The sequence below is a fragment of the Alteromonas sp. CNT1-28 genome, assembly GCF_022348345.1.
Classification (GTDB): Bacteria; Pseudomonadota; Gammaproteobacteria; order Enterobacterales; family Alteromonadaceae; genus Alteromonas; species Alteromonas macleodii.
In genome coordinates, this window is sequence record NZ_JAKREZ010000026.1 from 25,537 (window position 1) to 51,141 (window position 25,605).

Consider the following 25,605-nt stretch of genomic DNA (forward strand, 5'->3'; position numbering starts at 1 on the left):
CATTCTAAACAATCTGTGACTGTCATATGGTTTAAACGTCACCTTCGTCTTCGAGACCACGAGCCTCTCTACCGTGCAGTTGAAAAAAACGAAAACATTCTTCCGCTTTTTTGTTGGGAACCTTCCCTTATAGCCGACCCGCATATGGACATGCGTCATTGGCAATTTATCCAGCAAAGTATCGACGACATTAACGCCCAGTTGCCTTCAGACGCCCGTTTACTAACCTTACACTGTGAAGTTATTGATGCGCTCGAACTTATTGCCCAGCATTACGCTATTTCAGCGGTTAGGAGTTACCAAGAAATAGGATTGAGCGTTACGCATAACCGAGACATTTCAGTAACTAACTATTTGAAGAAAAAGAAAATAAACCATATTGAGTCCCAGTATGGCGCAGTGATGCGTGGTTTGCGTCACCGTGAGCAATGGCAGCAAAACTGGGATCGTCACTTTACAACGAAAACCTATGATATTGATATAAACGGCGTTAATTGGGTCGACTGGGCCCAGCACAACAACATCAATACTGCTTGCAAAAATTTAAATGAGCTTGGTCTGTTTGATTTTCATATTATTAGTCAAACCGGCACTCATTGTAGCCAGAAAGCGAATTATTATCGGCAGGATGTTTTAGACAAGTTAAAAAAATTAAACAAGATGCAGCCAGGCGGTGAAAGGCGTGCTTGGCAAGTATTAAAAGATTTTTTCGATGCTAGAGGACAATACTACCATCAACATATTTCTAAGCCGGAATATGCAAGACGGGCATGTTCTCGTTTAAGTCCCTACTTGGCATGGGGCAATCTATCAATTAAGCAAGTTTACCAAAGCGTTCAACATCAAAAGCAGACGAAAAAGTTACTGCCGAATTCTGATAGAAAACAATGGAGTCGCGCCCTAGCCGCTTTAACGTCTCGGTTACATTGGCACTGCCATTTTATTCAAAAATTTGAGAGCGAACACAGTATTGAATGGCGACCAATGAATAGTGGATACGAAAACTTTCCGTTTATAGATGGCCCAGAAGCCGAGCGTCGCTTTTACCTTTGGACAATGGGATTGACCGGCTATCCGTTGGTAGATGCCTGCATGCGAGCACTTAAGTATACCGGGTACTTAAACTTTCGAATGCGTGCCATGATAACCAGTTTTCTGTGTCATCACCTAAATGTACATTGGCTAAAGGCAGCGCATTATTTGGCAACACAGTTCTTAGATTTTGAGCCAGGTATTCATTACCCCCAAATACAGATGCAGGCTAGCGTAACCGGCATTCACACCGTGCGGTTATACAACCCTGCAACACAATCTTCAAAATTAGATCCTGAAGGTGTATTCATCAAGAAGTGGGTGCCGGAACTTGCTAAATTACCCAGTGAAGCTGTTCACGCCCCTCACCTATTGCCGCCCCTAGAAGCGCAAATGTTAGATTTTGACGTTGAACGCGACTACGTTGAACCGCTCGTTGATATAACAGAGAATAATCGCATCACGGCAAAGCGCTTATGGGACTATCGCGAGCGAGATGATGTGGTTAAAGAGGCGCATCGTATTGTTAAACGCCACACCATGCAAAATAGTCCAAGTCGTGCATGGCTGAAAACAAAAATTAAATAAACCGGCTAACGGTTATTTTTGCGAAGCCATTCATTCAGTAGTTTAATTTGCCCACATTTGTAAGCTGCGTACATAAGCCGCATGGCATTTGACATAGCTTCACTGTCAGTCCAGCCAGTCTTGTCGCGTATTTCGTCATAACACGCCTTTGCTTCAGGGCTAACATAGCCTCTTACAAGTTTCTTACCTGCGTCTTTTTGCCTTTCTCTGAACCTTCGTTGTTTATCAGCGTTGGCTTTAGCTCTATCTGCGGCACTCTTTTTAATGCTTTTTTTCGTTGTTTGTTCTGTCATAGTTTTCACACAATGTTACGTTACTGTAGAGCTTGTATTTAGAAGTCGTACAAAAACCACACGTATAGAACGATGTTTGTACAAGCCAATGTTGCTAAACCTATATTAGCATGCGTTTTTCTTCAGAAAAATGACTGTTCAGAGTTGTTTGGCGTACAACTGTTCGCTAAATTAGCAGCGTCACTTTAATAACAGCAACGAGTTGGGAATGTCAGAGAAGAAAAATAGTTTTAACAAAGAAGATTTATTGGCGTGTAGCCGTGGTGAAATGTTTGGCCCAGGTAACAGTCAACTTCCCGCACCTAACATGTTAATGATGGATCGCGTAGTTTCAATTACAGAAGATGGCGGTGAGCATGGGAAAGGCGAAATTATCGCTGAATTAGATATTACCCCCGATTTATGGTTTTTTGATTGTCACTTCCCAGGTGATCCGGTAATGCCGGGATGCCTAGGCCTAGACGCGATGTGGCAGTTAGTTGGTTTCTTCTTAGGTTGGAGCGGCGGCCCTGGTAAAGGCCGAGCTTTAGGTGTAGGTGAAGTTAAATTTACCGGTCAAATCCTTCCAACCGCTAAGAAGGTAACGTATAAGATCACGATGAAGCGCGTGATAAAGCGTAAACTCTTCATGGGTATGGCAGATGGTTCAGTAGAAGTTGATGGCCGTGAGATTTACGTAGCGAAAGATTTGAAAGTTGGCTTGTTCCAAGATACCTCAAACTTCTAAACTGCCTTTATAGAGCTATAAGGTCAACTAACGTTGACCAACAAAAAAGCCCCTTTTCAGGGGCTTTCCTTTTTGCATAATCAGTTCATAAAAGAGAAGTGTTATTTAACACTTAAACCTAAGTGTCTGTCTTCTACTGCCTCGCGCCATCCACCTAACCACTGTGAACGTGCATCGTTTTGCTGAAATGGACAATTTTCCTTTGAACGACCGCTAATGCCAGCTTGATAGCCTTTCGAATGGGCGCGTGTCAGTTTATCTCTTTTTTGTCTTTTCATTGATTAGCCTCTTTTGTTTGTTGAAAGTACAACAAATCATTTTCTCGAGCGCTCTACATCATTTCGGTTGATAGTGCCGGAAAAGTGATTGCGTACAATACTGTGATAGTGCAATTAACTAAATGGTTCAAGAAAAATAAAAAATAAAAGGGCTTGACAAAATTTAAATAAATGAAGTTTCTATGAAATTTATGTTACATTTTTTATGCATAAATATGTCTTTTTTTACGTTTTTTAGGCATAAAAAAAGCCACGCATAGGTGGCTCTTTTAATATTGATTACATATTGTCCAAATGGTCAGCTATTTCTTTAAACGTCTACGCATAAATACTGCAGCAAATAGACCAAAAAATGCGAGTAAACCTGTTGCAGCTCCTTTTCGCTCATAGGGCTGTTCGTCCTCAGGAATTTCACATTCATCTATGGAACCATTCGATAACGGAGACAGTTTAACCGCCACTACGGAGTCGATTTCTTCTGTTTCACCGTCTGAATTAATTATATCGTTACCCGTTACATACTTGTTCGTAGCTTTAATTCTCGCATTCGCAATGATCTCATTATCATCGTTGATATCTACTGCTTCAATTAGCTCATATGGGTTATCACAAGAAACTAAATCATTTAAGTTAGTAAACTCTTCAGTATCAATGTTGTACATAAATGCCGCTGTATCGCGAAGAGTATCACTCGTTGCATCCACGTCTGCCTTACCCACTACGATATTATTATTGTTAATGGCATTCGCAGTCACACCAGCACTCACGAAGAAGCCATCAGGGTAATGCTGTTCTTGGGTATCAAGGTTGTATACAAACAAACGAGAGCGTGCGATATCGCTTTGTGAACGAAGCACTGCACCCGTCACCCAATTTTCATCATTAATTGCGATAGCCTGGCTAATGATATTTTCTTCGCGTGGAAGAAGTTCAATGGTTTCACCGTCTCTGAAAACCGTTGCAACTCGTTCACTTTCAGTCCTGCCTGATGTATTTGGGCGCGTTATCGTAATGCGATCTCCAGTAAGGCCTTCACCGACTGCGATACCTTGGTTATTTATGTCATAGGCATACGTGAAATAGTGGCGTGTATCGTCTTCATCAGGTTCAAATAATAACGGGTAGGTATCGGTGCTGATTACATCGCCGTTGACATCGATCTGCCAAATGGTAGCGTTAACCTCAGACAGCAATACGAAGCTCGGTAAGTAATTTGTAGATGAATTAATGAAGTAACTAGAAATACGTGGAACAGCAAAATCGCCATTATAAATAGTAAACAGGCAGCGACCTTCAGATGTGTCACCACGAGACTCATCGTCTGTACACGTTTCAACAGCATCGGCAACATCATCGCGGAAACTAACAGTACTGAAACCTGCAACCTGTAAGTTTGCGTTTATTGCTCGAGCTGAAGAGAACCCTCCTACAGTGTCATCAACAGCTGGAAGTACTTTAGTCTCTCCAGATGCTTGAACAAAGGCTTGTTGTGCTGACTCTGGATACGTGTAGTTTAATGTATCGCCATCTTCGTTTTCATATGGGTCTAGAACGACCAGTCCCGAAGAATCACCGACAATAAAGTTACCGTTCAAGCTGTCACGACCAGTCGATTCAACAGATCGCGTATAGTCATCAAATTTGTCTGTAACTTCATCAAGACCTGGTACTAATGATATATCTTGAGTGTCGGTTGCATAGGTTCTATACGACGCTAGCTTCTGTCCTGTTGTAAGATTTGGGTTCGATAGAAGATAGTTTACTACCGTGGTGTAGTCTATGTCTGTAAAAACACCCTGGCGTGCGTCATCTTCGTTTTCTAGACTCTCACCGAACTGGTCAAAAAAAGTCGTGTCTTCTTCAAGCTGCTCTGCGTCGATTGGTGGATTGAACTCCAGTTGAACGACAGACAACATTTTGCCTGAATTATCAATCGAACGAGCAAAATTGTTTCTAGCGGTATCCTGTAAAGGAAGAGGCGTCACTGAATAGGTCGCGGCGAATGCCGAAACACTTCCTGTTGCCAACAGAACGGCGGCGGCAAGCTGAGTTCGTTTCATTTAAAATCCTATTTACTGCTGATTATCTTCCAGCATACTTTCTAGTTCATCCCAGCGCGCATATTTCTGGGAAAGTAATTCTTCTTTATCTGCCAACTCGGCTAATGCCTTGGCAGTAATGTCACTGTCTTGTTTGAAAAAGTCCGGGTCGTTCACTTTTTCTTGCATAGCCTCAAGCTCTTCCTCAAGTGTTTCTAGTTCTTTCGGTAAGGACTCAAGTTCACGCTGGTCTTTGTATGATAGCTTTTTCGTCTTACGGGGAGAAGACTTAGCACTAGGACTGTCTGAAGCTGAATTAGTTTCATTCTTTACCTTGGCTTTTTCTTCCTTTTCGATTTGCTGACGTTTTTCCTGTTGCTCTTTATACCAGTTTTCTACGTCAGTGAAACCCCCAATAAATTCGCGAAGCATTCCATTACCCTCGAATACCACGCTACTATTTGCTACGTTATCAACAAATTCCCTATCGTGACTGACTAAAAGCACGGTGCCGGTATATTCGTTGAGTAAGGTTTCGAGCATTTCCAAGGTTTCAACGTCTAAGTCATTGGTAGGCTCATCCAGCACCAAAACGTTGCTCGGTTTAAGCATCAGCTTGGCCAACATAAGACGGTTTTTTTCTCCACCTGATAGCGACTTAACCGGTGCATTAACGCGTTCAGGCGTAAACAAGTAATCTTGTAAATAGCTGATCACATGGCGTGGGTGGCCATTTACCATCAGATCGCGTTTACCGTCGCCTACCGCGTCTATCACAGACTTTTCTAAATCCAGCCCGTGGCGGTGCTGGTCAAAGTAAGCAACTTCAAGGTTAGTGCCTTGTTTGCAGTTGCCGCTATCGGGCTGGAGTTCGCCGAGTAGAAGCTTGATAAGCGTACTTTTACCGCTACCATTAGGACCAATGAGAGCAAGCTTGTCACCACGCAAAACATTCAGGTTTAACCCTTTAACAATAGGCTTGCCTTCAATGCTATAGCTTAAGTCTTTTACTTCAAACACCATCTTTCCAGAGCGCGCGCCCTGGTGTTGATTGACTACCGCATTGCCCTGAACCGCTCTTCTCGCTTTACGCTCCTCGCGTAGTTTTTTCAGCGCTCTTACTCGGCCTTCGTTGCGGGTACGGCGGGCTTTGATGCCCTGACGAATCCATACCTCTTCTTGCGCTAGTTTTTTATCAAACTCAGCGTTTTGTGAAGCTTCAACCTCTAAATCGTGCTGTTTCTTTTCTAAATAAGTTTCGTAGTTACCCGGATAGCTCGTAACCGAGCCGCGGTCTAGATCAATAATTCGCGTAGCCATGGCACGTATAAATGCACGGTCGTGGCTCACAAACACAATTGCGCCTTGGTAATTACTCAAGCTGGATTCAAGCCAGCGGATCATTTCAATATCAAGGTGGTTAGTTGGTTCGTCTAACAGGAGCAAATCCGGCTGTCGAACAAGCGCACGAGCTAGCGCTGCTTTTCTACGCCATCCCCCAGAAAGAGTAGATAGCGATATCTCAGGGTCTAGCTTTAGCATGGTTAGCGTCTGTTCAATTTGCTGTTCAAACTGCCACGCGTCTCTGGCTTCTAACTGTTCTTGTAGTCGCTGTAATTTATTTAAATTTGATTCGCTTGGATCTTCACCAACGATACGGGTTTGATGAAAGTAGGCTTTCAGTGTTTCACCTACGTCAGATAAGCCTTCGGCAACATAGTCAAAAAGCGTCACATCGGTAGTTTGGGGCGGGTCCTGCTCTAGGCGCGCAATGACCGTATTATTTTCAATTATACGCTGCCCATCGTCGGCAATAATATCGCCAGCAATAACTTTCATCAGTGTTGATTTACCGCTACCGTTGCGACCTACTAAGCAGACGCGCTCTTTAGGCTGTACAACCAGTTCGACACCGTCTAACAGCGGCGGATTCCCATAAATAACAGTGATGTTTTTTAACTGCAAAATGCTCACTGAAGAAACTCCTCTAAATCGGCGGTATTAAAAGGCCAGCCGATTTCTTTTTCGTTATCTACCCGTTTCAAAACGGGGATCCTTGCACCGTACAAATGATAAAGCTCAGTGCTAGTGCGAATGTTAACCTTCTCTATATTAAGCGATGAAAACATAGACGTTTGCTGAAGCTCAACATCGGCTAAGTCGCACAGGCTACATTGGGGCCCGGTGTAAAAATAAATTTTCATGAAGCTAGTACCCAGCACTGATGAATGTTGCCTTTACGTGCAAAATCTTCTGGAATTGTGTCTTTGGTAATATTGTCTACTGACAAGCCCAGTTCACTGATGGCTGATTCGTCTAGCTTAAAGCCACGCTTGTTGTTAGAGAAGATGATGATCCCCTGCTCTTTTAAGCACGCTTTAGCATCGGTAAGCATTTTTACGTGGTCGCGCTGCACATCCCACGTATTTTGCATACGCTTTGAATTCGAAAATGACGGTGGGTCGATAAAAATTAAGTCGTATTTGCCTTTATGCGTGCCTAACCAAGTGGTGCAGTCAGCTTGAATAAAAGCATGAGGCGCAGTGAGTTTGTTCAGCGCTACGTTCTTCTTTGCCCACTCTAAATACGTATTAGACATATCCACTGTCGTTACAGACTTTGCGCCACCTTTAGCGGCGAATACCGACACACTACCCGTATATGAAAACAAGTTAAGAACGTCTTTACCTTGGGACAACGCCTGCACTTTTTGGCGGGTATTACGGTGATCTAAGAAAAGGCCTGTGTCCAAGTAGTCAGTAAGGTTAACCAGGAAACGAGCGCCATTTTCAAACACTTCCATCATGTCGCCAGTCTGATTAATTTTCTCGTACTGTTTTGTACCTTTTTGTTGGCTACGCACTTTAAGCGCTATCTGTCTTGGTGAAACACCTGTTACTGCTGGCAAATGAAGCAAGACTTCCTGCAGACGCTTGCGTGCTTTATCTTCAGAAACCGTTTTTGGCGGCGCGTATTCTTGAACGACCAGCCAGTCACCATATCTATCTACGGCAACGTTATAATCTGGCAGGTCAGCATCGTATATGCGGTAACAGTTAGTGTTAGCGTTCTTGATCCAGCCTTTCATGCGTTTGAGGTTTTTCTTCAAACGATTAGCAAACTCGTGGTTGCTAGCGTCCTCGCTAAACTGTACCGTGTTTTCTTCATCTAACACATAATTCGCTAAACGACATTCCAGCTTACCGTTATTCATGGCATAGTCTTTGGTAGCGCGAAGCTTTAAAACCCGAAGCAAATCACGATTGCTGCTAAGAAGCGACACATGCCATCCCTTCCAGGCTTCTTTAAAACGCTTACCCCAATCACTAAATAGCGGTATTAACGATGTTAGCTCGCCCAAACGTTCTCCGTAAGGAGGGTTTGAAACGACGTAGCCTGGTGTGGCAACGGGCGGAGAAGATTTTGTTGCGTCTTGCTGTGAGAACGAAATATCGTTAAATACGCCAGCAAAATCAGCGTTTGCTTTTGCAATTGCTACCATTTTACGGCTGAAATCACCCGCGTAAATACCACTGCAGCTAGGCTTTTGCGCGGAAATAGCTTGTTCTACCAAATCATCCCAAAGCTTCTCTTCGTGGCCGAGCCACTTAGTAAAGCCCCAATACATACGCTTTATACCTGGCGCAATATTGCGAGCGATGTAGGCTGCCTCAATCGCGATGGTGCCCGAGCCACACATCAAATCGACCAATGGCGCATCGGTACTCTCTGTCCATCCACTACGCATTAGCATTGCGCTTGCGATATGCTCTTTAAGCGGCGCGTCACCGGTTTCTTGTCGGTATGCGCGTTGGTGCAGACTTGCCCCCGCTAAATCTATGCCTAAAATTACATTATCGCGATGTAGTCTTGCATACACAGAAATATCAGGGCTCTTTCGTTCTACTGATGGGCGCGGTAAGCCTTGCTCTACAAATGAATCTACTATGGCGTCCTTAACACGAACCGCACCAAATTGAGTGTTTTTTATGGCAAAGTTTGTGCCGATAAACTGTACAGATAAGGTATGACGTGAATCCATCTGCATTTGCCAGTCAATACCCATAGCCGTATTATACAGTGCATCTGCATCGCCTGCTTTGCCTGATGCCAACACCCAAACTACGCGGTTAGCTAAGCGTGACCATAAGCAAAGTTTATACGCATCCTCTTTTGAGCCTTCAAACTGAATAGTGCCAGGCCCTTGCTTAACTTGCGCATCAGGGCAAAGGCGTAGCACTTCTTGTTTTAATAGTTCGTCAAGACCGCGACTGGTCGTAACCAGAATAGTATTCATTCATGTACCTGTTTTTGATGTACGTGCTTAAGAAAAAGCACGTACACGAGAGATTGGTTTGGGTATATTATAACGCGTTTACGATGCGTTTAACGAGCGATGGGCCTTGATAAATAAAAGCCGAGTAGACCTGCACCAGTGATGCGCCAGCGTCCAAGCGTGCTTGCGCCGCTTCGGGTGAGTCAATACCACCAACGCCAATAATAGGAATAGCGCGGTCAAGTGCTTTGTTTAGCTTGCGTGTTACTTCTAAGCTCATATCTGTCATAACTGAGCCACTTAAACCGCCCATTTCCTCAGCGTGCTGTAATCCGGCAACAGCATCACGTGAAAGTGTCGTATTAGTAGCAATTACGCCATCCATTTTGCTATTAATTAGCGAAGCAGCAATACTGTCAATTTCCACATCGCTCAAATCTGGCGCTATTTTAATGAACAGCGGCACATATTTACCGTGGGTTTGCGTTAGCGTTTCCTGTGCAGCTTTTAGGCCAACTAACAGCTTATCGAGCGCTTCACCGTATTGGAGGTTTCTTAGGCCAGGTGTGTTCGGTGACGAAATGTTAATAGTGACGTAGCTTGCGTAAGGATAAACTTTGTTTAAACAAATCAGGTAATCGTCGAGCGCATTCGCTTCTTCGGTATCTTTATTTTTACCAATATTAATACCAATAGGCCCTTTAAACTGAGCCTTTTTCACTTGTTCTACAAGATGATCAACACCTTTATTATTAAATCCCATGCGATTAATAATGGCGTGCTTTTCCGGAATTCTGAATAAACGAGGTTTTGGGTTTCCTGGCTGCGGACGAGGCGTTACCGTGCCTATCTCAACAAAACCAAATCCCATGCTCGCAAATGCGTCAATACAATCGCCGTTCTTATCAAGCCCGGCGGCAAGTCCTACCGGATTATCGAAGGTCATGCCTGCAACGGTAACGGGCTTTTTTATCGTCGGTGTGCTGTACATCCATTTCAGCGGTGTATGTTGGGTCTTGTTTAACCAGTTAATGGTGAAATCGTGACTTTTTTCAGGTTCACACTGAAGCAAGAATTTTTGCACTAGAGATTGCATGGTTATTATTACCGCTCGCTAATTAAGGGCCTGTTGATCATCAAGGTATATTGCGCTTGTATAAGGTTTGCTTTTACAAACGATGCTGCAAAAATGTACAGCAATGTTCAATCGGCCAATAAAAAGCCCTGATAAACAGGGCTTAATTCATTAAGGTGCGTGTATTCTAATGGTTAGACTTCACGCTTAAAAGCATCAATTCACGTAAAGCGACAGAAAATTTCGCAAATTCGTGCGTTGTACTGGTCTTAAACTCAGACATCATGTGATACCAGCGCTTAAGTAGGACCTGATTGCTTTCAATCCACTCATCAAGAATTTGATCTGCACTACTTACGTCTTCGCGAGAAGCTAAAAGATTTGCTGCAATGGAACGCTGCTGCCAATCTAACTCTTCACGATACGAGGCGCGAGCTAACGCTTGCCAGTGGTTGCTTACTGCCTGGTTGTTTATCTGATCTAAGAACCAGTGAAGTTCTAAACGAGAACCTAGCTGATAGTAAAGCTTAGCGACTACATCGGTATCATGCTTATCTGCTTCAACGATTTGCGCAAGGTCAAAGCTAGAGAACATGTTAGAGAAGCTTGCAACCTGATAAGCGATGTCTTCTGGTACACCCTTATCAATGTATTTCTGCGTAGCGTTTTCAAGCTGAGTAAATTCGCTTTTAACCAAGTAGTTTTGCAGGTTCTTCGATAAAATATCGAAGGTACCACGGTAGCTCGCGATGGCTTCTTCAATGGATTGCGTCTTATTACCGTGGCGAATATACCAGCGCGAAGCGCGACGCATAATTCTGCGTGCTTCATCTAACATTTTAAGCTGTAGCTGAGCTGGAATAACGTTATCCAGTTGTTCGATGCGCTCCCACAGCGTCTTCATGTTAAAGATACCGTGAACAATTGCATATGCGTCAGCAATTTCGCTCACACTTGCGCCAGTTTCTTCCTGCATTCTAAACACGAAGTTAAGGCCCATGTCGTTAACCATGTTGTTGGTTAACTTAGTCGCAATAATTTCGCTTCTAAGCGGATGCTGTTGCATGTGTGTTGCGAATTTTTCGCGGAGCACTTTAGGGAAAGCTTCTACTAACAACTTACCGTGGTAAGGATTGTCAGTAATTTCCGGAATATTAAGCGCATCTTTAAGTACCATTTTGCCGTACGCAATCAATACGCTTAACTCTGGGCGAGTTAAACCTTGATCCGTGGCTACGCGATCTGAAATCTCATCGTCACTTGGAATAAATTCCAATTCACGGTTTAGCTGACCTTCACGCTCAAGACCGTGGATAAAGCGAAGCTGTTCTTTAAGTTGCTTAACGCCAGCTAACTCAGTAATAGAGATAGACTGAGTTTGACGGTAGCAGTCTTTCAGTACAATTCGACTTACATCGTCGGTCATATCGTAGAGCAACTTATTACGCTGTTTAAGCGTAAGTTCACCGTCGTTAACTAGGCTGTTAAGCAAGATTTTGATGTTTACTTCGTTATCCGAGCAATCAACCCCACCTACGTTATCGATGAAGTCAGTGTTAACTCGGCCACCGTTAGACGCATATTCAATACGACCTAACTGCGTTAGACCTAAGTTACCGCCCTCGCCCACAATTTTAGCTTGTACGTCACGACCATTGACGCGTAAGTCATCATTAGCACGGTCACCTACGTCTGAGTGAGATTCTTTCTTGCTCTTAATATACGTACCGATTCCACCGTTCCACAGTAGGTCGACTGGCATTTTCAATATATTGTGAATTAGCTCATTAGGCGTCATCGTTAGCTGACGCGTACCTAACCACTTTTTCATTTCAGGTGTAAGCTTGATAGATTTAGACGCGCGGCTAAATACGCCTCCGCCTTTTGAAATCAGCTTACTGTCATAGTCTTCCCAGCTTAGGCTTGGATTCTCAAACAGGCGTTGACGCTCTTTATAACTTGCTGCTGCATCTGGGCTTGGATCGAAGAAAATATGTAAATGGTTAAACGCAGCGATTAGTCGCGTATGCTCTGATAGCAACATACCGTTACCGAATACGTCACCTGCCATGTCACCCACACCAACAGCGGTAAAGTCAGTGGTCTGACAGTCGATACCAATTTCTCTGAAATGACGTTTAACCGACTCCCATCCGCCGCGTGCAGTAATACCCATTTTTTTATGGTCGTATCCAATACTACCGCCAGATGCAAATGCATCGCCCAGCCAAAACCCAAACTCTTCCGCAATACCGTTTGCGATATCAGAGAACGTGGCAGTGCCTTTATCTGCAGCAACAACCAAATAAGGGTCGTCATCATCAAGGCGAACAACATCCTTAGGAGGAACAATTTCACCATTTACAATGTTGTCAGTAATATCTAACAAGCTGGTGATGAAAGTGCGATAGCATGCTTGGCCTTCAGCCTGAATAGCTGCGCGACCTTCGCCTACAGGTAGGTTCTTACAAACGAAACCACCTTTTGCACCAACCGGCACGATCACCGTGTTTTTAACTTGTTGCGCTTTTACTAGGCCGAGTACTTCTGTTCTGAAGTCTTCTTGTCTATCAGACCAACGAAGACCGCCGCGGGCAACTTTGCCGCCACGCAGGTGCACACCTTCAACGCGAGGACTGTAAACAAAAATTTCAAACTTAGGCAGTGGTAATGGCATGTCAGGAATGAGTTCAGGCATCATCTTAAATGATACATATGATTTTTCATTGCCGGCATCGTCTACCTGATAGAAGTTTGTACGTAACGTTGCAGACATCATATCCAGATAACGACGAATAATTCGGTCGTCATCCAAGTTACTAACGTTGTCTAACTGTTCCTTAATAGTCTCAAGAATACCTTCCTCTTTTTTCTCATTGCGCTTTTTCTTAGGATTAAAACGCTGGTCGAAAAAGTCTACGAGTAAACGAGCAATGTCTGGATAGTTAGCTAGTGTGTTTGCGATGTAGTCACGGCTGAAAGAACTGCCGGTCTGGCGCATGTATTTAGCATAAGCACGGAGTACCGTAACTTTACGGCCAGTCATATTCGCGCCAAGGATAAGACGGTTAAACGCGTCGTCTTCTAGTGTCTTGTACCACACTTTGGCAAAGGCATCTTGGAAGAGAACCTGGGCGTTTTCCATGTCAAAGTGCTGACCACTTTTATGTAACATGGTGAAGTCCATGACCCAGTTACGTTCACCTTCTGAACACGTAACTTTATAAGGGCTTTCATCGATTACGCGTAACCCAAAATTCTCAAGCATCGGTAACACGTCAGACAAATGAATAGGCTCGGCGCGGTGGAAAAGCTTAAGCTTAACTACTTGGCTGTCAGCGTCTTCTTCTTGTGGACGATAGAACAACATATCCAATGTGTGGTTGTCGTCTAACATCTCTAGTTTGCCAATATCTACAAGCGCTGCTGACGGTAGGTTATGCTCCATATAGCTGCGAGAGAAAGCATTGTTGTATTTGCGTTCCAACGCTTTACCCGAAGCCTCACCGTGTGCCGCTGAAATAGCTGACGCGAGTCTGTCATTCCAGGTTTTGGTCAACTCAATAATGTTTTGCTCTATTTCCTTCACATCGAATTCCGCGTTGTTGTCGTTGACTCTAGCAATGTAATGCGTACGGGCATATACAGACTCTGAGAAGAACGTAGTAAATTCCACTTCTTCAGTTGCGCCCAATGACGCTTTAAGTAGCGCTTGGGTTTCTTTGCGTAACTGGGTGTTATAGCGCTCTCTTGGCACAAACACCATGCACGAGAAAAAGCGGCCAAAAATGTCTTTTCGAATGAATAAACGTGAAATTCCACGCTCTTGCATTTGAAAAATACCCATCACAATTTGCGCTAGCTCTTCCGCTGGCGTTTGTAGCAACTCATCTCGTGGGTAGGTTTCTATAATATTTGCAAACGCTTTGTATGCGTGAGTTCCAGGCTCGAAACCAGATAGCTCACAAATACGTTTGATTTTTTCACGTAAAATCGGAAGCTGAGTTACGCTGTTGTTATAGAAAGAGGCAGAATACAGACCTAAAAAGCGGTGCTCACCAACAACCTGACCTTCTTTGTTAAACACCTTCACGCCTACATAGTCCATATATGCAGGACGGTGTACTCGCGCGCGTGAATTTGTTTTGGTCAGAATCAATGGGTTTTTGCTAAGCGCTTCGGCACGGGCCGACGCAGGTAAGCGAGACAACAAACGCTCTCGGTCGTTTACTGAGTTTTTAAGCAAACCCAAACTGGTGTCGTTTTGAGGGATCCATCTATGGTCCCCTTCAATGGCTTTAACGTCATAATAACGGTAACCCATCATTGTGAAGTTGTGATCGCCTAACCATTCTAAGTAAGCTTTAGTTTGCTTTTTGGCTTCTGCAGATACAGGCCAGTTAAATTTAGCATTGTTTTTAATTACGTCTTGCAAGGTATTTGTCATACCTTGCCAGTCTTGAACTGCCAAAGAAACTTCATCAACGACAGAGTGCAGTTCTTGTGTTAGAGCATCGATATCTTTTTTCGATGTTTGTCTATCGATTTCGATAAAGATGACCGTTTCTTTTTTCGCTCCTTCAAGCGATTGACCTGGCTCAGCAAACGCTTCAACTTTGTTCGCTTTGTCGCGCTTAATGCCAATTGGGCTGTGAAGGAATAAATGTGCGGTGATGTTCAAACGATTTAGCAACATGCGCACCGAGTCAACCAAGAATGGCATATCCGACACAATAATCTCAACAATTGTGTGGCTTGAGTGCCAGCCGTGTTTGGCAATTTCCGGGTTAAATACGCGTATGTATGGCGACGTATGCTCAAACTTCGCCAAGCCATTCCATAAACTAAGTGTTGCACCATAAAGGTCGCTGTCGTTGCGATTTTCTAGGTCATCGCTTGAAATATTTTTATACAACAGACGTCCGAATTGCTGCACAAGAGACTTCTGCTTGGTATCTACTTTTTTGTCGATAAGTGCAAATACATTGTCTAGCAGTACTGAGTGTCGCTGTGAGGTGACTGTCATTTGTTAACCTTTTTTGAATGTCGTAATACCAATCCAGCTTGGTATAAGTGCCGAGTACCTAACTATTTTCTCTAATAAATGACGCTAATGAAAGCCCATTTTTAACCTTATATTAACAGCATAGATAAGTATGCAGAAAACACCCAAAAAAAAGGGCCTAAAGGCCCTTTTTAATGCTTAGCTATGCAAAAATATTTTATGCATCAGGGTCATTCTTGTTCCACCATAGGAATCTTGCTAGTGCAGGCAGTACAATTATTGCTCCAAGCATGTTCACGACGAACATAAATGTAAGCAAAATGCCCATATCCATTTGGAACTTAAGCGAAGAGAACACCCATGTGCTCACGCCTATTGCCAGCGTAATACCGGTAAATAGCACAGCACTTCCACGTTCTTTTAAGGCAGCGAAATATGCTTCTTGAACGGTAGCGCCTTTCTTCAGCATTAAGCTCTTGGTAGAGAGTATATAAATACCATAGTCCACACCTATACCCACGCCAAGTGCGATAACTGGTAATGTAGAAACGGTGAGGCCAATTTGAAGGTATGTCATTAGGGCTTGCGCCAGTACAGACACCACATACAGCGGAATAACAACAACTAACGTAGCACGCACCGAGCGGAAGCTAATTAGACACAATGCAATAACGGCGCCAAATACATAAAGCATCATAGGGTCTTGCGCTGCACTAACTGCTTCATTAGTTGCGGCCATCACGCCAACAGGCCCAGAAGCAAGACTGAACTTCATATCATCGGTTTGATATTCATCGCGATACGCTTTTACCGCTTCAACGACACGAGAGATCGTTTCTGCTTTGTGGTCTTCCATAAACAGAATAATTGGCATGACCGAGCAGTCGCCGTTAAGTAAACCAGACGACGTTGGAACGCGAGAAATTGCCTGCACCAATGTTTGCTGGTTACGAGGGAGTACCTGCCACTTAACGTTGCCTTCGTTGTAACCTGCGTTAACAATTTTGGCAACAGATGCCAACGAAACCGCCGATTGAACGCCTTGAACATTTTCCATTTTCCACTGGAAATCGTCCATGGCCTTCATCACGCTGTGTGACGTACAAGCTTCTGGTGTGGTTTCAACCAAAATAGAAATGTAATCTACCGTTACTTCGTACTTATCGGTAATCAGGAAAGTGTCCTGATTGTAGCGTGACGTTTCATGAAGCGCAGGTGCACCCGCATGTAAGTCCCCTATCTTCATATTCTGAGCTTGGAAATGACCAAACACGAATAGGATAGCAGTAACGATAAGAATTATTGCCGCAGGCTTTTTACGTGAACAAGCTGCAATGACTTCCCAGAATTTCGAATTAGCGTTTTCTTTACCCGCGAATTTTTCGACATATTTCTGGTCAAGTTTTAAGAAGCTCATCAGCACAGGCAGCAGCAACAAGTTGGTAAGAATGATTACCGCTACACCCATACTTGCCGTAATCGCCAACTCGCGAATAATGCCGATATCGATTACCAATAACGTCATAAAGCCAACCGTATCAGATAACAATGCAATTCCGCCTGGAACCAGCAAGTTTCTGAATGCCGCCATAGATGCCCGTTTAGCACCAATACCGGTTACGGCTTGTTTTTCTACCGCGTTAATCATTTGTACGCCGTGGCTCACACCAATGGCAAATACCAAAAATGGCACCAGTATTGACATAGGGTCCATACCAAAGCCAATTGAAGTAAGCAGTCCTAGCTGCCAGATAACGGCAATGATTGAGCATACTAATGGCAATAACGTAAGCATGATGCTGCGCGAGAAGAAATACACCATTACGGCAGTAATCGCGATAGCAATGGCGAAAAAGATCAACACGTCTTTTGCACCGTCGGCCACATCGCCAATCATTTTCGCAAAGCCAATTATATGAATAGACGTATTTTCGTTTTCATATTGACCGCGAAGCTGCTCTTCAAGCTCTGCTGCTAATGCCAATGTATTGAGAGGTTCGCCAGTTTGCGGGTCAATATCGAGCAATTGCGCTGTTACCATTGCGCAGCTGTAATCACTGGATACTTGTCTTCCGACGATGTTTGCCTTTTCTACGTTGGCAGCCACCAACTCTAATGCTTCTGGGCTTGCAGAATTAAAGTCTGCAGGAATGACCGGTCCGCCTGCAAAGCCGCCTTCCACAATTTCAGTAAAGCGGGTTGAAGGAGAGAAAAGCGAAATAACTAACGAACGGTTCACCCCATTAATAAAGAAGAGTTGGTCGTGAACATTCTTTAATGTATCGAAGAAGTTTTGATTGTAGATGTTATCGTTTTTATCACACACAGAAACTAATATATTGTTAGCGCCACCAAAATCTTGGCGGTGCTCAATGTACGTTTTCATGTATTCGTGATTTAGCGGTATGTTCTTTTCAAAACCTGCGTCTAAGCGCATTTGTGAAGCTTGGTAACCAAGGAAAACTGTGGCTATAGCAAACAAGGCTACGACAATTTTACGGTTTCCGAATACTAATTTTTCAAGAAAATGGGTCATTGTTTTTATACTGCCCTATTTTAAATTCAACGTTTTAATGCCATTCGCAGTAACGGCAATATTCTTACCTTTAAACTGTGTTGCATTAAGAAGCGCGGCTTTGTCTTTAATTTGTGAAACGACAATGCCTTCATCAGCTTCGCAATCTGAAAGGTTTGCATAGGGGTCTCGCATACTGGTGGGTAAAGGTCGCTGTGCGCTTACCATCATCCCGTTGTTACCCAAAGCATAAACCTTCGATTCAGAACCAATTAGAATTGAATTTAGTGTGCTGGTTGAGCAAGTTTGTACGTATTCCCACTCACCTTCGTTTCTGTTAACAAATATATTTCCGCGAAGGCCAACCGCTAGAACGGTATTTTCATCAAGCGGCTTAATATCGAAAAACGATCCTGTATAGTCGACGTAATACCGTTCCCACGATTCTCCCATATTGGTACTTTTGGCTAGCAACCCGGCTTCGCCTGCTAGGTAAAGCGTATCACCATCAAGGGTAATTCTGTTTAAGTGGGGTAAAATAGATTCAAGTTCTTGCTGATAGAAGTCTTCATCTTCTTTTCGAATATCTTCAAGGTATTCTTGATCCATTGGGTCAAGCAGACTGGCATGACGTTCTGCCGTCCACGTTTTTCCACCGTCTAAGGTTCGATAGAACAAGCCATAGGCACCTGTAGCAATCCCCTGCTTTTCATTGAAGAATAATACGTCTAGAAATGGGCGCTGAAGGTCAGGTTGGAAATTTTGAATTTCCCACGTTTCGCCTTTATCTGAAGAATGAAGAATGACAGCGTCGTGGCCCACTGCCCAAATGTTATCGCCTACAACAGTTGTCGCTGTAAGCGTTGATTGTGTTGGTACGGCTTTTTGAGTAAATGCCTCACCATCCTCTGAAACTAACACGTGACCGCGTTCACCGACAATAACGACAAATGTATCAGCGTCTATGTCCAAAAGAACCGATTGCTCAACCAGTGGTGCCATGAATGCTTCTTCGGCGATTGCAGTTGTAGAGTAATTAACTGCGAAAGTGGCGGCAATGCACGCTGCAATGGTTTTTTTCATAATTAACCATTCCCCCTATTTATAATTGTCTGCATACAAAAACGGCTGGCAATTGCCAACCGTTTGTTGTTTAAGGCGATTAGCGCATACCTTCTCGTCGTAACGCCTGAGGTGTGAATTCCACATCTCGTGGGCGTACGGTGAAGTCGTACATCTCTTCTTCGTTATCGAGGCCAATGGCCAGGTAACGACGAGAGTTCAAGTCATGGTACACATCCAGCGTAGACCACTGGGTAGGTACTTCATAATAGTTCACACCATACGCTACACCAACACGATAAAGTTCGCCACGATTATCATACATATCAGCAACTTGAATTTGCCAGCTATCTTCATCAATGAAGAATACACGCTTTTGATAAATATGACGGAAACCGTCTTTTAATGTGGCTTCTACTTCCCAAACGCGGTGTTTTTCCCAACGTGTTAGGTCTGGATTAACGTGGTTTGGCTTTAAGATGTCATCGTACTTCGCATTATCTGAATGAAGTGCATAGTTGTTGTATGCAACGAACATTTCTTTCTTACCCACTAACTTCCAGTTGTAACGGTTTGGTGAGCCGTTAAACATATCAAAGTCATCGGTAGTACGAAGGCCATCAGCTGCAGTTCCAGGTGTATCATAAGCAATGTTTGGTGCTAGACGTACACGGCGCTGACCCGTGTTGTAGGTCCATGCTTTACGCGGCTCTTTTACTTGGTCAACTGTTTCATGTACAAGCAGTGCTGTACCCGCCAAACGAGCAGGCTTTGTTACTTTTTGTTTAAACATGAAAAGGACGTTTTCGTCAGTAAGCTTTTCTGGTGTAGCACCTTCTTCTGCGTACTTAATTAATAACTGCTCGTCAAAACCGATTACGTTGTAATCACCACCAGTTGTTACTGCAGCTTGACCACCATTACGCTGAACCGCTTCACCGCGATAGCGAAGTATATGGTTCCAAATAGCTTCAAGACCATTTTGTGGAATTGGGAACGGAATACCGAGAACAGCCCCTTTAATTCCGTTACCGCCGTCTAGTAGCTCAGCGCTAGTTGCATTTACCTTAGTTGCGTCGTAGATAGCCTGGGGATTAGACGCAGAACGACGCGTTGGGTAAACCGGCATACGGAAGGTTTCAGGGTAAGCTTCGAAAAGCTTTTTCTGACCTTCAGATAGAAAGTCCGCATATTCTTTGTAGTTTTGTGCCGTGATTTCAAATAGCACTTTATCTTCAGGGTACGGGTCTGGATGGTGATCACCCACTGTGTAGCCCGCTGGTGCTGAAGTAATACCGCCAGTCCACGCTGGGATACTGCCGTCTGCATTACCTGCTTTCATAGCGCCCAGTGGCGTCAATTCGTTACCTAGTTTATTGGCATCTGCGTCAGACACCTTTGCCATCGCGCTTGCACCTGACAGAGCAAGTGATAAAGCCGCAGCGATAATTCCTACTTTTCTAATCATAAATACCACTCTTAGATTGCATATTTGATGTTAAATGAAACGAAGTCTCTGTCTGATAGCGCATTAGTAGTACCAATACCGCCCCAGAAAGCGCTGTACGACGCTGTTGCTGACCACTTGCTTAGGTAGTCGAACGTCAATGAAATTGCAGCAGACTTAACATCTTCTGTGAAAAGGAATAGAGGGTCTGGTGTTGTACCCTCTACATCGTGAGAGAATGTTGCACGAGCACGTAAGTTAATTCCGGCCATGACGTCGTTGTAATCAGCGACAGCAAGTAAGCGGTAACCCCACGCATCGTCAGTAGCAAACGGGTTAGTCTCTGGTCCGTCTGATAGCGCTTGGTGTAAACCTTCACGACTATTGCCATTGATAGGCTCTAGTGACGGCGTACGTGCTGTACCAGGCGCATTTAAGCGAATTACGTTCGGATCTGGCATATCTACAACGTTCACATAGCCTACTTCGCCTAATAGTACGAAGTTGTCAGAGCCAAATTTAGGGCCAAACACGTGTGAGGCAGTAAACTGCATTTGCCATGTATCAGAGAATAGATAACCTTCCGCTGTTTCGCCTGGGCCTACTGCTCTTCCGATATTGTTTAGCTGTGAAATACCTTCTAAATCTGGACGTAGCCCAGCATTCGCTAGCTGCTCTGGCATACCCATGTAAAGCAATTCAACATCATCGATTTGAAGCGGCTCATCTACACGGTAAGCAAATTCACCCGCAAGAGCCGTAGTACCGATGTTAGTGTTAAAGCTCATACCATAAAGTTTGATATCTTCTGGGTAGAAGAACTCTGACTGTGTAAATGCACCCAGTTCAGTGATGTTGTCGCGAGTAACGGTATTAGACGCTAGGAACGCGAGATCCGCGCTAATTCCTTCAGCAGTAAAATCGGATGTCTTACCTGAAATAAGCGGGCGTTGGCTGTGGTAATTGATGTGATAGAAACTAAACTCTGTTTCATTCAAATTCTCAGCAAACCACGTCAAGCGTAAACCGTATTGACCCTGATCGTCCGCGTCATTGTGCGCTTCGTCAGAAAAACCGCGGATAGCCACTTTGGTTGGATAAGCAAGGTAGGCTTGCGAAATGTCAGCTGGATTAGCGCCAGAGCGAAGCAAATCGCCATATCCGTTTAACGCAGTGAGAAGGTGATCTAAGTCGATGTCTGGGTTACCACTGAAACCAAGCTGGATATTTTGGCGTTGACCGCCCTCACCTGCAAAGTCGTTGCCCGCGAAGTAGCTGCCAGAAACTGGAAGCCAGCTGCGCTGCCATTCGTACTGGTAATAACCAGAAATACTCACTGTGTCAGTCAAACCTAAAGACGCGTACACCATCCCTACTGGAAGGAATACTTCTTTAAGTTCTGCACCTGGAGCACGAGCTCGTGTTACATCAACAGGGTTCGTTGTGTTAATACCGTGCTGGATGAATGTACTTTCACCCCAACTGATCACCTGACGGCCTACACGAAGCGTAAGTGGTTTGTCGCCAATCCACCAATCGCCATAGAAGAATGCGTCGTAAAGACGTACATCGGTACACAGTAGGTCTTCTGCTTCAGGGTCTTGACACAAGTCGTATTGGTTACCCGTTATTGGGTTAGAGTATGGACGGTCGCCGTCCATTTGCTCAAAGTCGTAGAACCAGAAACCACGGGCGAAGAAACCATAGTCGCCAAAATTGATATCTAACTCATGGGTACCTGAAATTTGCGTTGCAAACGCGTCACCTGGATCGTGTGCAAGGTTACCAAGGTCACCATTGGTGGAATAACCACCATCTGCTAAACCCCACACGTCGCCACTTGGGTATAAAGGGTTGAAAGCTGCGTGATAACCGCTCCAGTCGAATTGAGGATGGTTACTGTTACCTATAAGGTCGTAATCTCTTGCCTCTGTTCGAATACTTGTAGCTAATGTAAATGTTGAATCTAAAGATATACTTACATCACCCACTTGCCAATTCGCAGCGTGTGCTGGTACTGCAGCAGCACCTAGCAGTGAGAGAACTCCCGCTGCTACCGGTGATATCTTAAAAGCGCTAGGCCCGTTTTTCATATTTTTATACTCCCAAGTCGATGTGACTTAATACGTGACATCATGACCAACCATAACGATTAACAAAATCATTACATCATTTTGCCATAACCGCAAGAACTAATCCTACCAGTTAACAAAATTTACAACATTAGTCGTATCAAATAGTTATTGCTTTATTGTGAGTATAAAAGGCATTTATAAACTTGCAGGAAAAATGTACAGAAATATTGCGAAACTGTTGCGTTAAGTATTTTGGAACGCTCAATGACAAAAGAAAACGCATAAGTATTACGTATGGGAGTGGTGAAAGCTCGTATACAAGAGAGTAACTCGTCGCGCACAAAAAAGGCTCTATGCGAGCCTTTCAAAGGATTTTATTTTTTTGTTGGCATCAATAATCATCCTAAAACGACCTTTAATACCATCAGACGTAACAAATTGCCTGAGCCGGTTGGTCGGTACTTGGACGCTTAGACCTGATTCACTGACCATGACCACATCTGGCATAGATGGAATATAAAGCACCTCACATTGTTTGTAAGGTGCATTTATTGAAAAGTAAAAAACTGAGTCAGTTTGGCTAATGCTTGTCATAAGCAAGGCTTTTACTTACTTTCTCAAACAAATCTTTACTTAAACCTTTGTGATTAAGCAAACGGCCAAGCTGTTGCTTCATATGAACCTGATGCTCGCTTGCAAAGCCCTGCCATTGCGTCAGTGGCGTTACAATACGGGCGGCAACCTGTGGGTTGACCGCATCGAGCTTAAGTAAGTAGTCGGTTACAAATTTATATCCACTGCCATCGAGTGCATGAAACCTTTCGCTGTTATAGAAAGCGAAGCTACCAATAACAGAACGAACACGGTTCGGGTTACTCATTGCGAACTGAGGGTGCTCACATAACATTGTGATAGTCGCAAAGATATCGTCTCGATTTTGTGTAGCGTGGAGTGCGAACCATTTGTCCAAAACAAGCGGGTCATGATTCCACGATTCCTCAAACTGAGCCATCAAACTGTCGAAAGTGGTGGCGCTACAGTGTTGTGCGCTTCTCAACGCGCCTAGCGTATCTGTCATATTATCAGCGGTTTCAAACTGAGAAACCACAATATGCTCGTGTTGGGGTAACCGCGCTAAGTGTGCAAGCACGACATTTTTGCAGCGACGTTGATTCACCGCTTCTTGCGTGTAGCAATACGCGCTTTTCTCGATATTTTCGAAGACTTGTTTTAGCTCTTTTTCGAGTGCGCGAGCAAACTGGTCGCAGAACGCTTTTCTCGCTTTCGAAAGTGCGGAAACGTTTATGTTACTTCGGCTTTGGCACAGTGTCTCAAACGAAGGTATGACTAAACATTCACTCAGCAATTCAAGGTTGTTCTGCTCTTGGGCAATCGCTTGCTTGATACCGTTCCAGATTTCATTACTGATACCAGACCCCGGCGATTCCTCTAATTGCTTCACACAGCGGTCATACAATGTTTGCATTGCATCCCAACGATTAAATGGATCCTTCGCATGCTTAAATATAGTAAGTAAAGACTCTGTCCCCAATGGGTTTTCTACTTTCGCTGGCGCTGAGAAGTTACCCAATACTACAGGTGTTAAATTAGTAGTTTTGGCTTCTACAGTAAAACGCATAGCATCATCTTTTAAAATGACCATGCCGTTTTGTATTAACGACTCGTTGTCTGTATAGCTTTTCCCCTCATCATCAATAATCTCGATATTTACAGGAATATATAGAGGAAGCTTTTCTTTCTGATCGGAGGTTGCAGGTGTGTGCTGTGACAATGTAAAGCTATGCTTAACAATGCCATCATCATCGACCTCAGTGCTGTGTGCGACAGAAATCACTGGCGTACCAGATTGACTATACCAGCGGGTAAACTGGGTTAAATCTAAATCAGTAGCAGACTGCATTGCTGAAATGAAGTCATCACAGGTGACAGCCTGACCGTCGTGTCTTCTAAAATACTCGTCCATACCACGTCTGAAGCCGTCAGGCCCCAATAATGTGTGGAACATGCGAATAACTTCAGCGCCTTTGTCATAAACCGTCACCGTGTAGAAGTTGTTCATTTCAATGACTTCTTCTGGACGAATTGGATGACTCATTGCACTCGCATCTTCTGCAAACTGGTGTTCTCGCATAACACGAACGTGCTTTATACGATTACTTAACGCCGAAGTCATATCAGCGCTGAACTGTTGGTCTCTAAATACAGTAAGCCCCTCTTTAAGGCTTAGCTGGAACCAATCGCGACAAGTAACCCGGTTGCCGGTCCAGTTGTGGAAATACTCGTGCGCGATAACCGACTCAACATTGAAAAAGTCATCGTCGGTGGCACTTTTTTGATCGGCTAATACAAACTTACTGTTAAATACATTTAAGCCCTTGTTTTCCATCGCTCCCATATTGAAGAAATCGACGGCAACAATCATGTAGATATCTAAGTCGTACTCTAACCCAAACACATCTTCGTCCCACTTCATCGCCCGTTTGAGAGATTCTAATGCGAAAATGCCTTGAGACTTTTTGCCTTTATCAACATAAAGTTCTAACGCAACCTCTTTACCGCTAGTGGTAGTGTAGCTATCGGTAAGTAAATCGAAGTCACCGGCAACTAGAGCAAAAAGGTAGCAAGGTTTTGGATGTGGATCGTGCCATTTAACAAAATGCGTATTTTCGTCAACTTCGCCCTTGTCCACTGGGTTGCCATTGGCCAAAAGCATCGGTACTGACTTGTCGGCAACTACCGTTACTGTGTAGACCGACAAAACATCCGGGCGGTCCATGAAGTACGTAATGCGACGAAACCCTTCCGCTTCACACTGCGTACAATAGGCACCACCTGATAAATACAAGCCTTCCAGCGCTTTGTTGTGCTCAGGGGCAATGGTATTGGTAATTTCTAAGACTAACTCATCAAGTTCAGTAACCACGCTTAAAGCGCTATCTGTTACCGTGTATTCATTATCAGATAGGTGCGTACCGTTAATAGAAATAGAATCTAGCGATAAATTATCGCCATCAAGTACTAATGGACTATCGTGCGCGCCATTACGAGTGACGGACAACGTGCTGATAACTTTGGTTTGCGTTGGGTGTAGCGTTATATGTAGGTCAACTGTCGCTATTGAAAAAGCGGGCGGCTGGTAATCCGCCCGGCGTTTAGCTTGAACTGACATAGA

Annotated in this window: 16 protein-coding genes; 2 read left to right on the forward strand and 14 right to left on the reverse strand. The window is 44.0% G+C overall.

The window, feature by feature from the left end; translation table 11 throughout:
* Positions 1-15 precede the first annotated feature (15 nt).
* The gene (locus tag MHN02_RS15235) at positions 16-1,620 is read left to right on the forward strand and encodes an FAD-binding domain-containing protein (protein ID WP_239247186.1); all 1,605 of its coding nucleotides are present in this window, start codon (positions 16-18) and stop codon (positions 1,618-1,620) included.
* Positions 1,621-1,625: 5 nt separating this feature from the next.
* Here the strand turns inward: MHN02_RS15235 and MHN02_RS15240 are convergent, their stop codons facing one another.
* A complete protein-coding gene (locus tag MHN02_RS15240) occupies positions 1,626-1,913 on the reverse strand; it encodes a hypothetical protein (RefSeq protein WP_014976601.1) in 288 nt (95 codons plus the stop codon).
* Positions 1,914-2,121: 208 nt separating this feature from the next.
* Here MHN02_RS15240 and fabA point away from each other — a divergent pair, with 208 nt between their 5' ends.
* Positions 2,122-2,640: a bifunctional 3-hydroxydecanoyl-ACP dehydratase/trans-2-decenoyl-ACP isomerase gene (fabA, locus tag MHN02_RS15245; protein WP_014949559.1), complete on the forward strand. Its 519-nt coding sequence runs from the start codon at positions 2,122-2,124 to the stop codon at positions 2,638-2,640.
* A 101-nt stretch (positions 2,641-2,741) separates the two neighbouring features.
* Here the strand turns inward: fabA and rmf are convergent, their stop codons facing one another.
* The 13 genes from rmf to pepN form a co-directional block, all read right to left on the reverse strand.
* Positions 2,742-2,918 carry a ribosome modulation factor gene (gene rmf / locus MHN02_RS15250; RefSeq protein WP_014949558.1) on the reverse strand — a complete coding sequence of 59 codons (177 nt, stop codon included), beginning with the start codon at positions 2,916-2,918 and terminating at the stop codon, positions 2,742-2,744.
* A 302-nt stretch (positions 2,919-3,220) separates the two neighbouring features.
* Positions 3,221-4,978 (reverse strand): DUF3466 family protein, encoded by a 1,758-nt coding sequence (locus MHN02_RS15255; protein WP_014949557.1) that lies wholly within the window; start codon positions 4,976-4,978, stop codon positions 3,221-3,223.
* A 12-nt stretch (positions 4,979-4,990) separates the two neighbouring features.
* Entirely contained in the window at positions 4,991-6,931 is a 1,941-nt protein-coding gene (locus tag MHN02_RS15260; protein ID WP_014949556.1) for an ABC transporter ATP-binding protein, read from the reverse strand.
* Entirely contained in the window at positions 6,928-7,161 is a 234-nt protein-coding gene (locus tag MHN02_RS15265; RefSeq protein ID WP_061485908.1) for a glutaredoxin family protein, read from the reverse strand. The genes MHN02_RS15260 and MHN02_RS15265 overlap by 4 nt, the downstream gene beginning before the upstream one ends.
* Positions 7,158-9,254: a bifunctional 23S rRNA (guanine(2069)-N(7))-methyltransferase RlmK/23S rRNA (guanine(2445)-N(2))-methyltransferase RlmL gene (rlmKL, locus tag MHN02_RS15270; RefSeq protein WP_239247189.1), complete on the reverse strand. Its 2,097-nt coding sequence runs from the start codon at positions 9,252-9,254 to the stop codon at positions 7,158-7,160. Before rlmKL ends, MHN02_RS15265 begins: the two co-directional genes overlap by 4 nt.
* 67 nt (positions 9,255-9,321) lie before the next feature.
* Complete coding sequence (pyrD, locus tag MHN02_RS15275) at positions 9,322-10,329, reverse strand: quinone-dependent dihydroorotate dehydrogenase (RefSeq protein WP_014949553.1); 1,008 nt, start codon at positions 10,327-10,329, stop codon at positions 9,322-9,324.
* A gap of 166 nt (positions 10,330-10,495) precedes the next feature.
* Entirely contained in the window at positions 10,496-15,334 is a 4,839-nt protein-coding gene (locus MHN02_RS15280; protein WP_239247192.1) for an NAD-glutamate dehydrogenase, read from the reverse strand.
* Between the two features lie 196 nt (positions 15,335-15,530).
* Complete coding sequence (locus tag MHN02_RS15285) at positions 15,531-17,849, reverse strand: MMPL family transporter (protein WP_239247195.1); 2,319 nt, start codon at positions 17,847-17,849, stop codon at positions 15,531-15,533.
* A gap of 15 nt (positions 17,850-17,864) precedes the next feature.
* Positions 17,865-18,911 carry a YCF48-related protein gene (locus tag MHN02_RS15290; RefSeq protein WP_014976597.1) on the reverse strand — a complete coding sequence of 349 codons (1,047 nt, stop codon included), beginning with the start codon at positions 18,909-18,911 and terminating at the stop codon, positions 17,865-17,867.
* A gap of 79 nt (positions 18,912-18,990) precedes the next feature.
* Positions 18,991-20,358 carry a DUF1329 domain-containing protein gene (locus MHN02_RS15295; protein WP_014949549.1) on the reverse strand — a complete coding sequence of 456 codons (1,368 nt, stop codon included), beginning with the start codon at positions 20,356-20,358 and terminating at the stop codon, positions 18,991-18,993.
* A gap of 11 nt (positions 20,359-20,369) precedes the next feature.
* Positions 20,370-22,430, reverse strand: coding sequence for a DUF1302 domain-containing protein (locus tag MHN02_RS15300; protein WP_239247197.1), 2,061 nt, complete (start codon positions 22,428-22,430; stop codon positions 20,370-20,372).
* Between the two features lie 333 nt (positions 22,431-22,763).
* Positions 22,764-23,006, reverse strand: a complete 243-nt coding sequence (locus tag MHN02_RS21700) for a DUF2835 family protein (RefSeq protein ID WP_014949547.1) — start codon at positions 23,004-23,006, stop codon at positions 22,764-22,766.
* On the reverse strand, positions 22,993-25,602 hold the full coding sequence (gene pepN, locus MHN02_RS15310; RefSeq protein ID WP_239247199.1) for an aminopeptidase N: 2,610 nt from the start codon (positions 25,600-25,602) through the stop codon (positions 22,993-22,995). The genes MHN02_RS21700 and pepN overlap by 14 nt, the downstream gene beginning before the upstream one ends.
* Between the last annotated feature and the right edge of the window lie 3 nt (positions 25,603-25,605).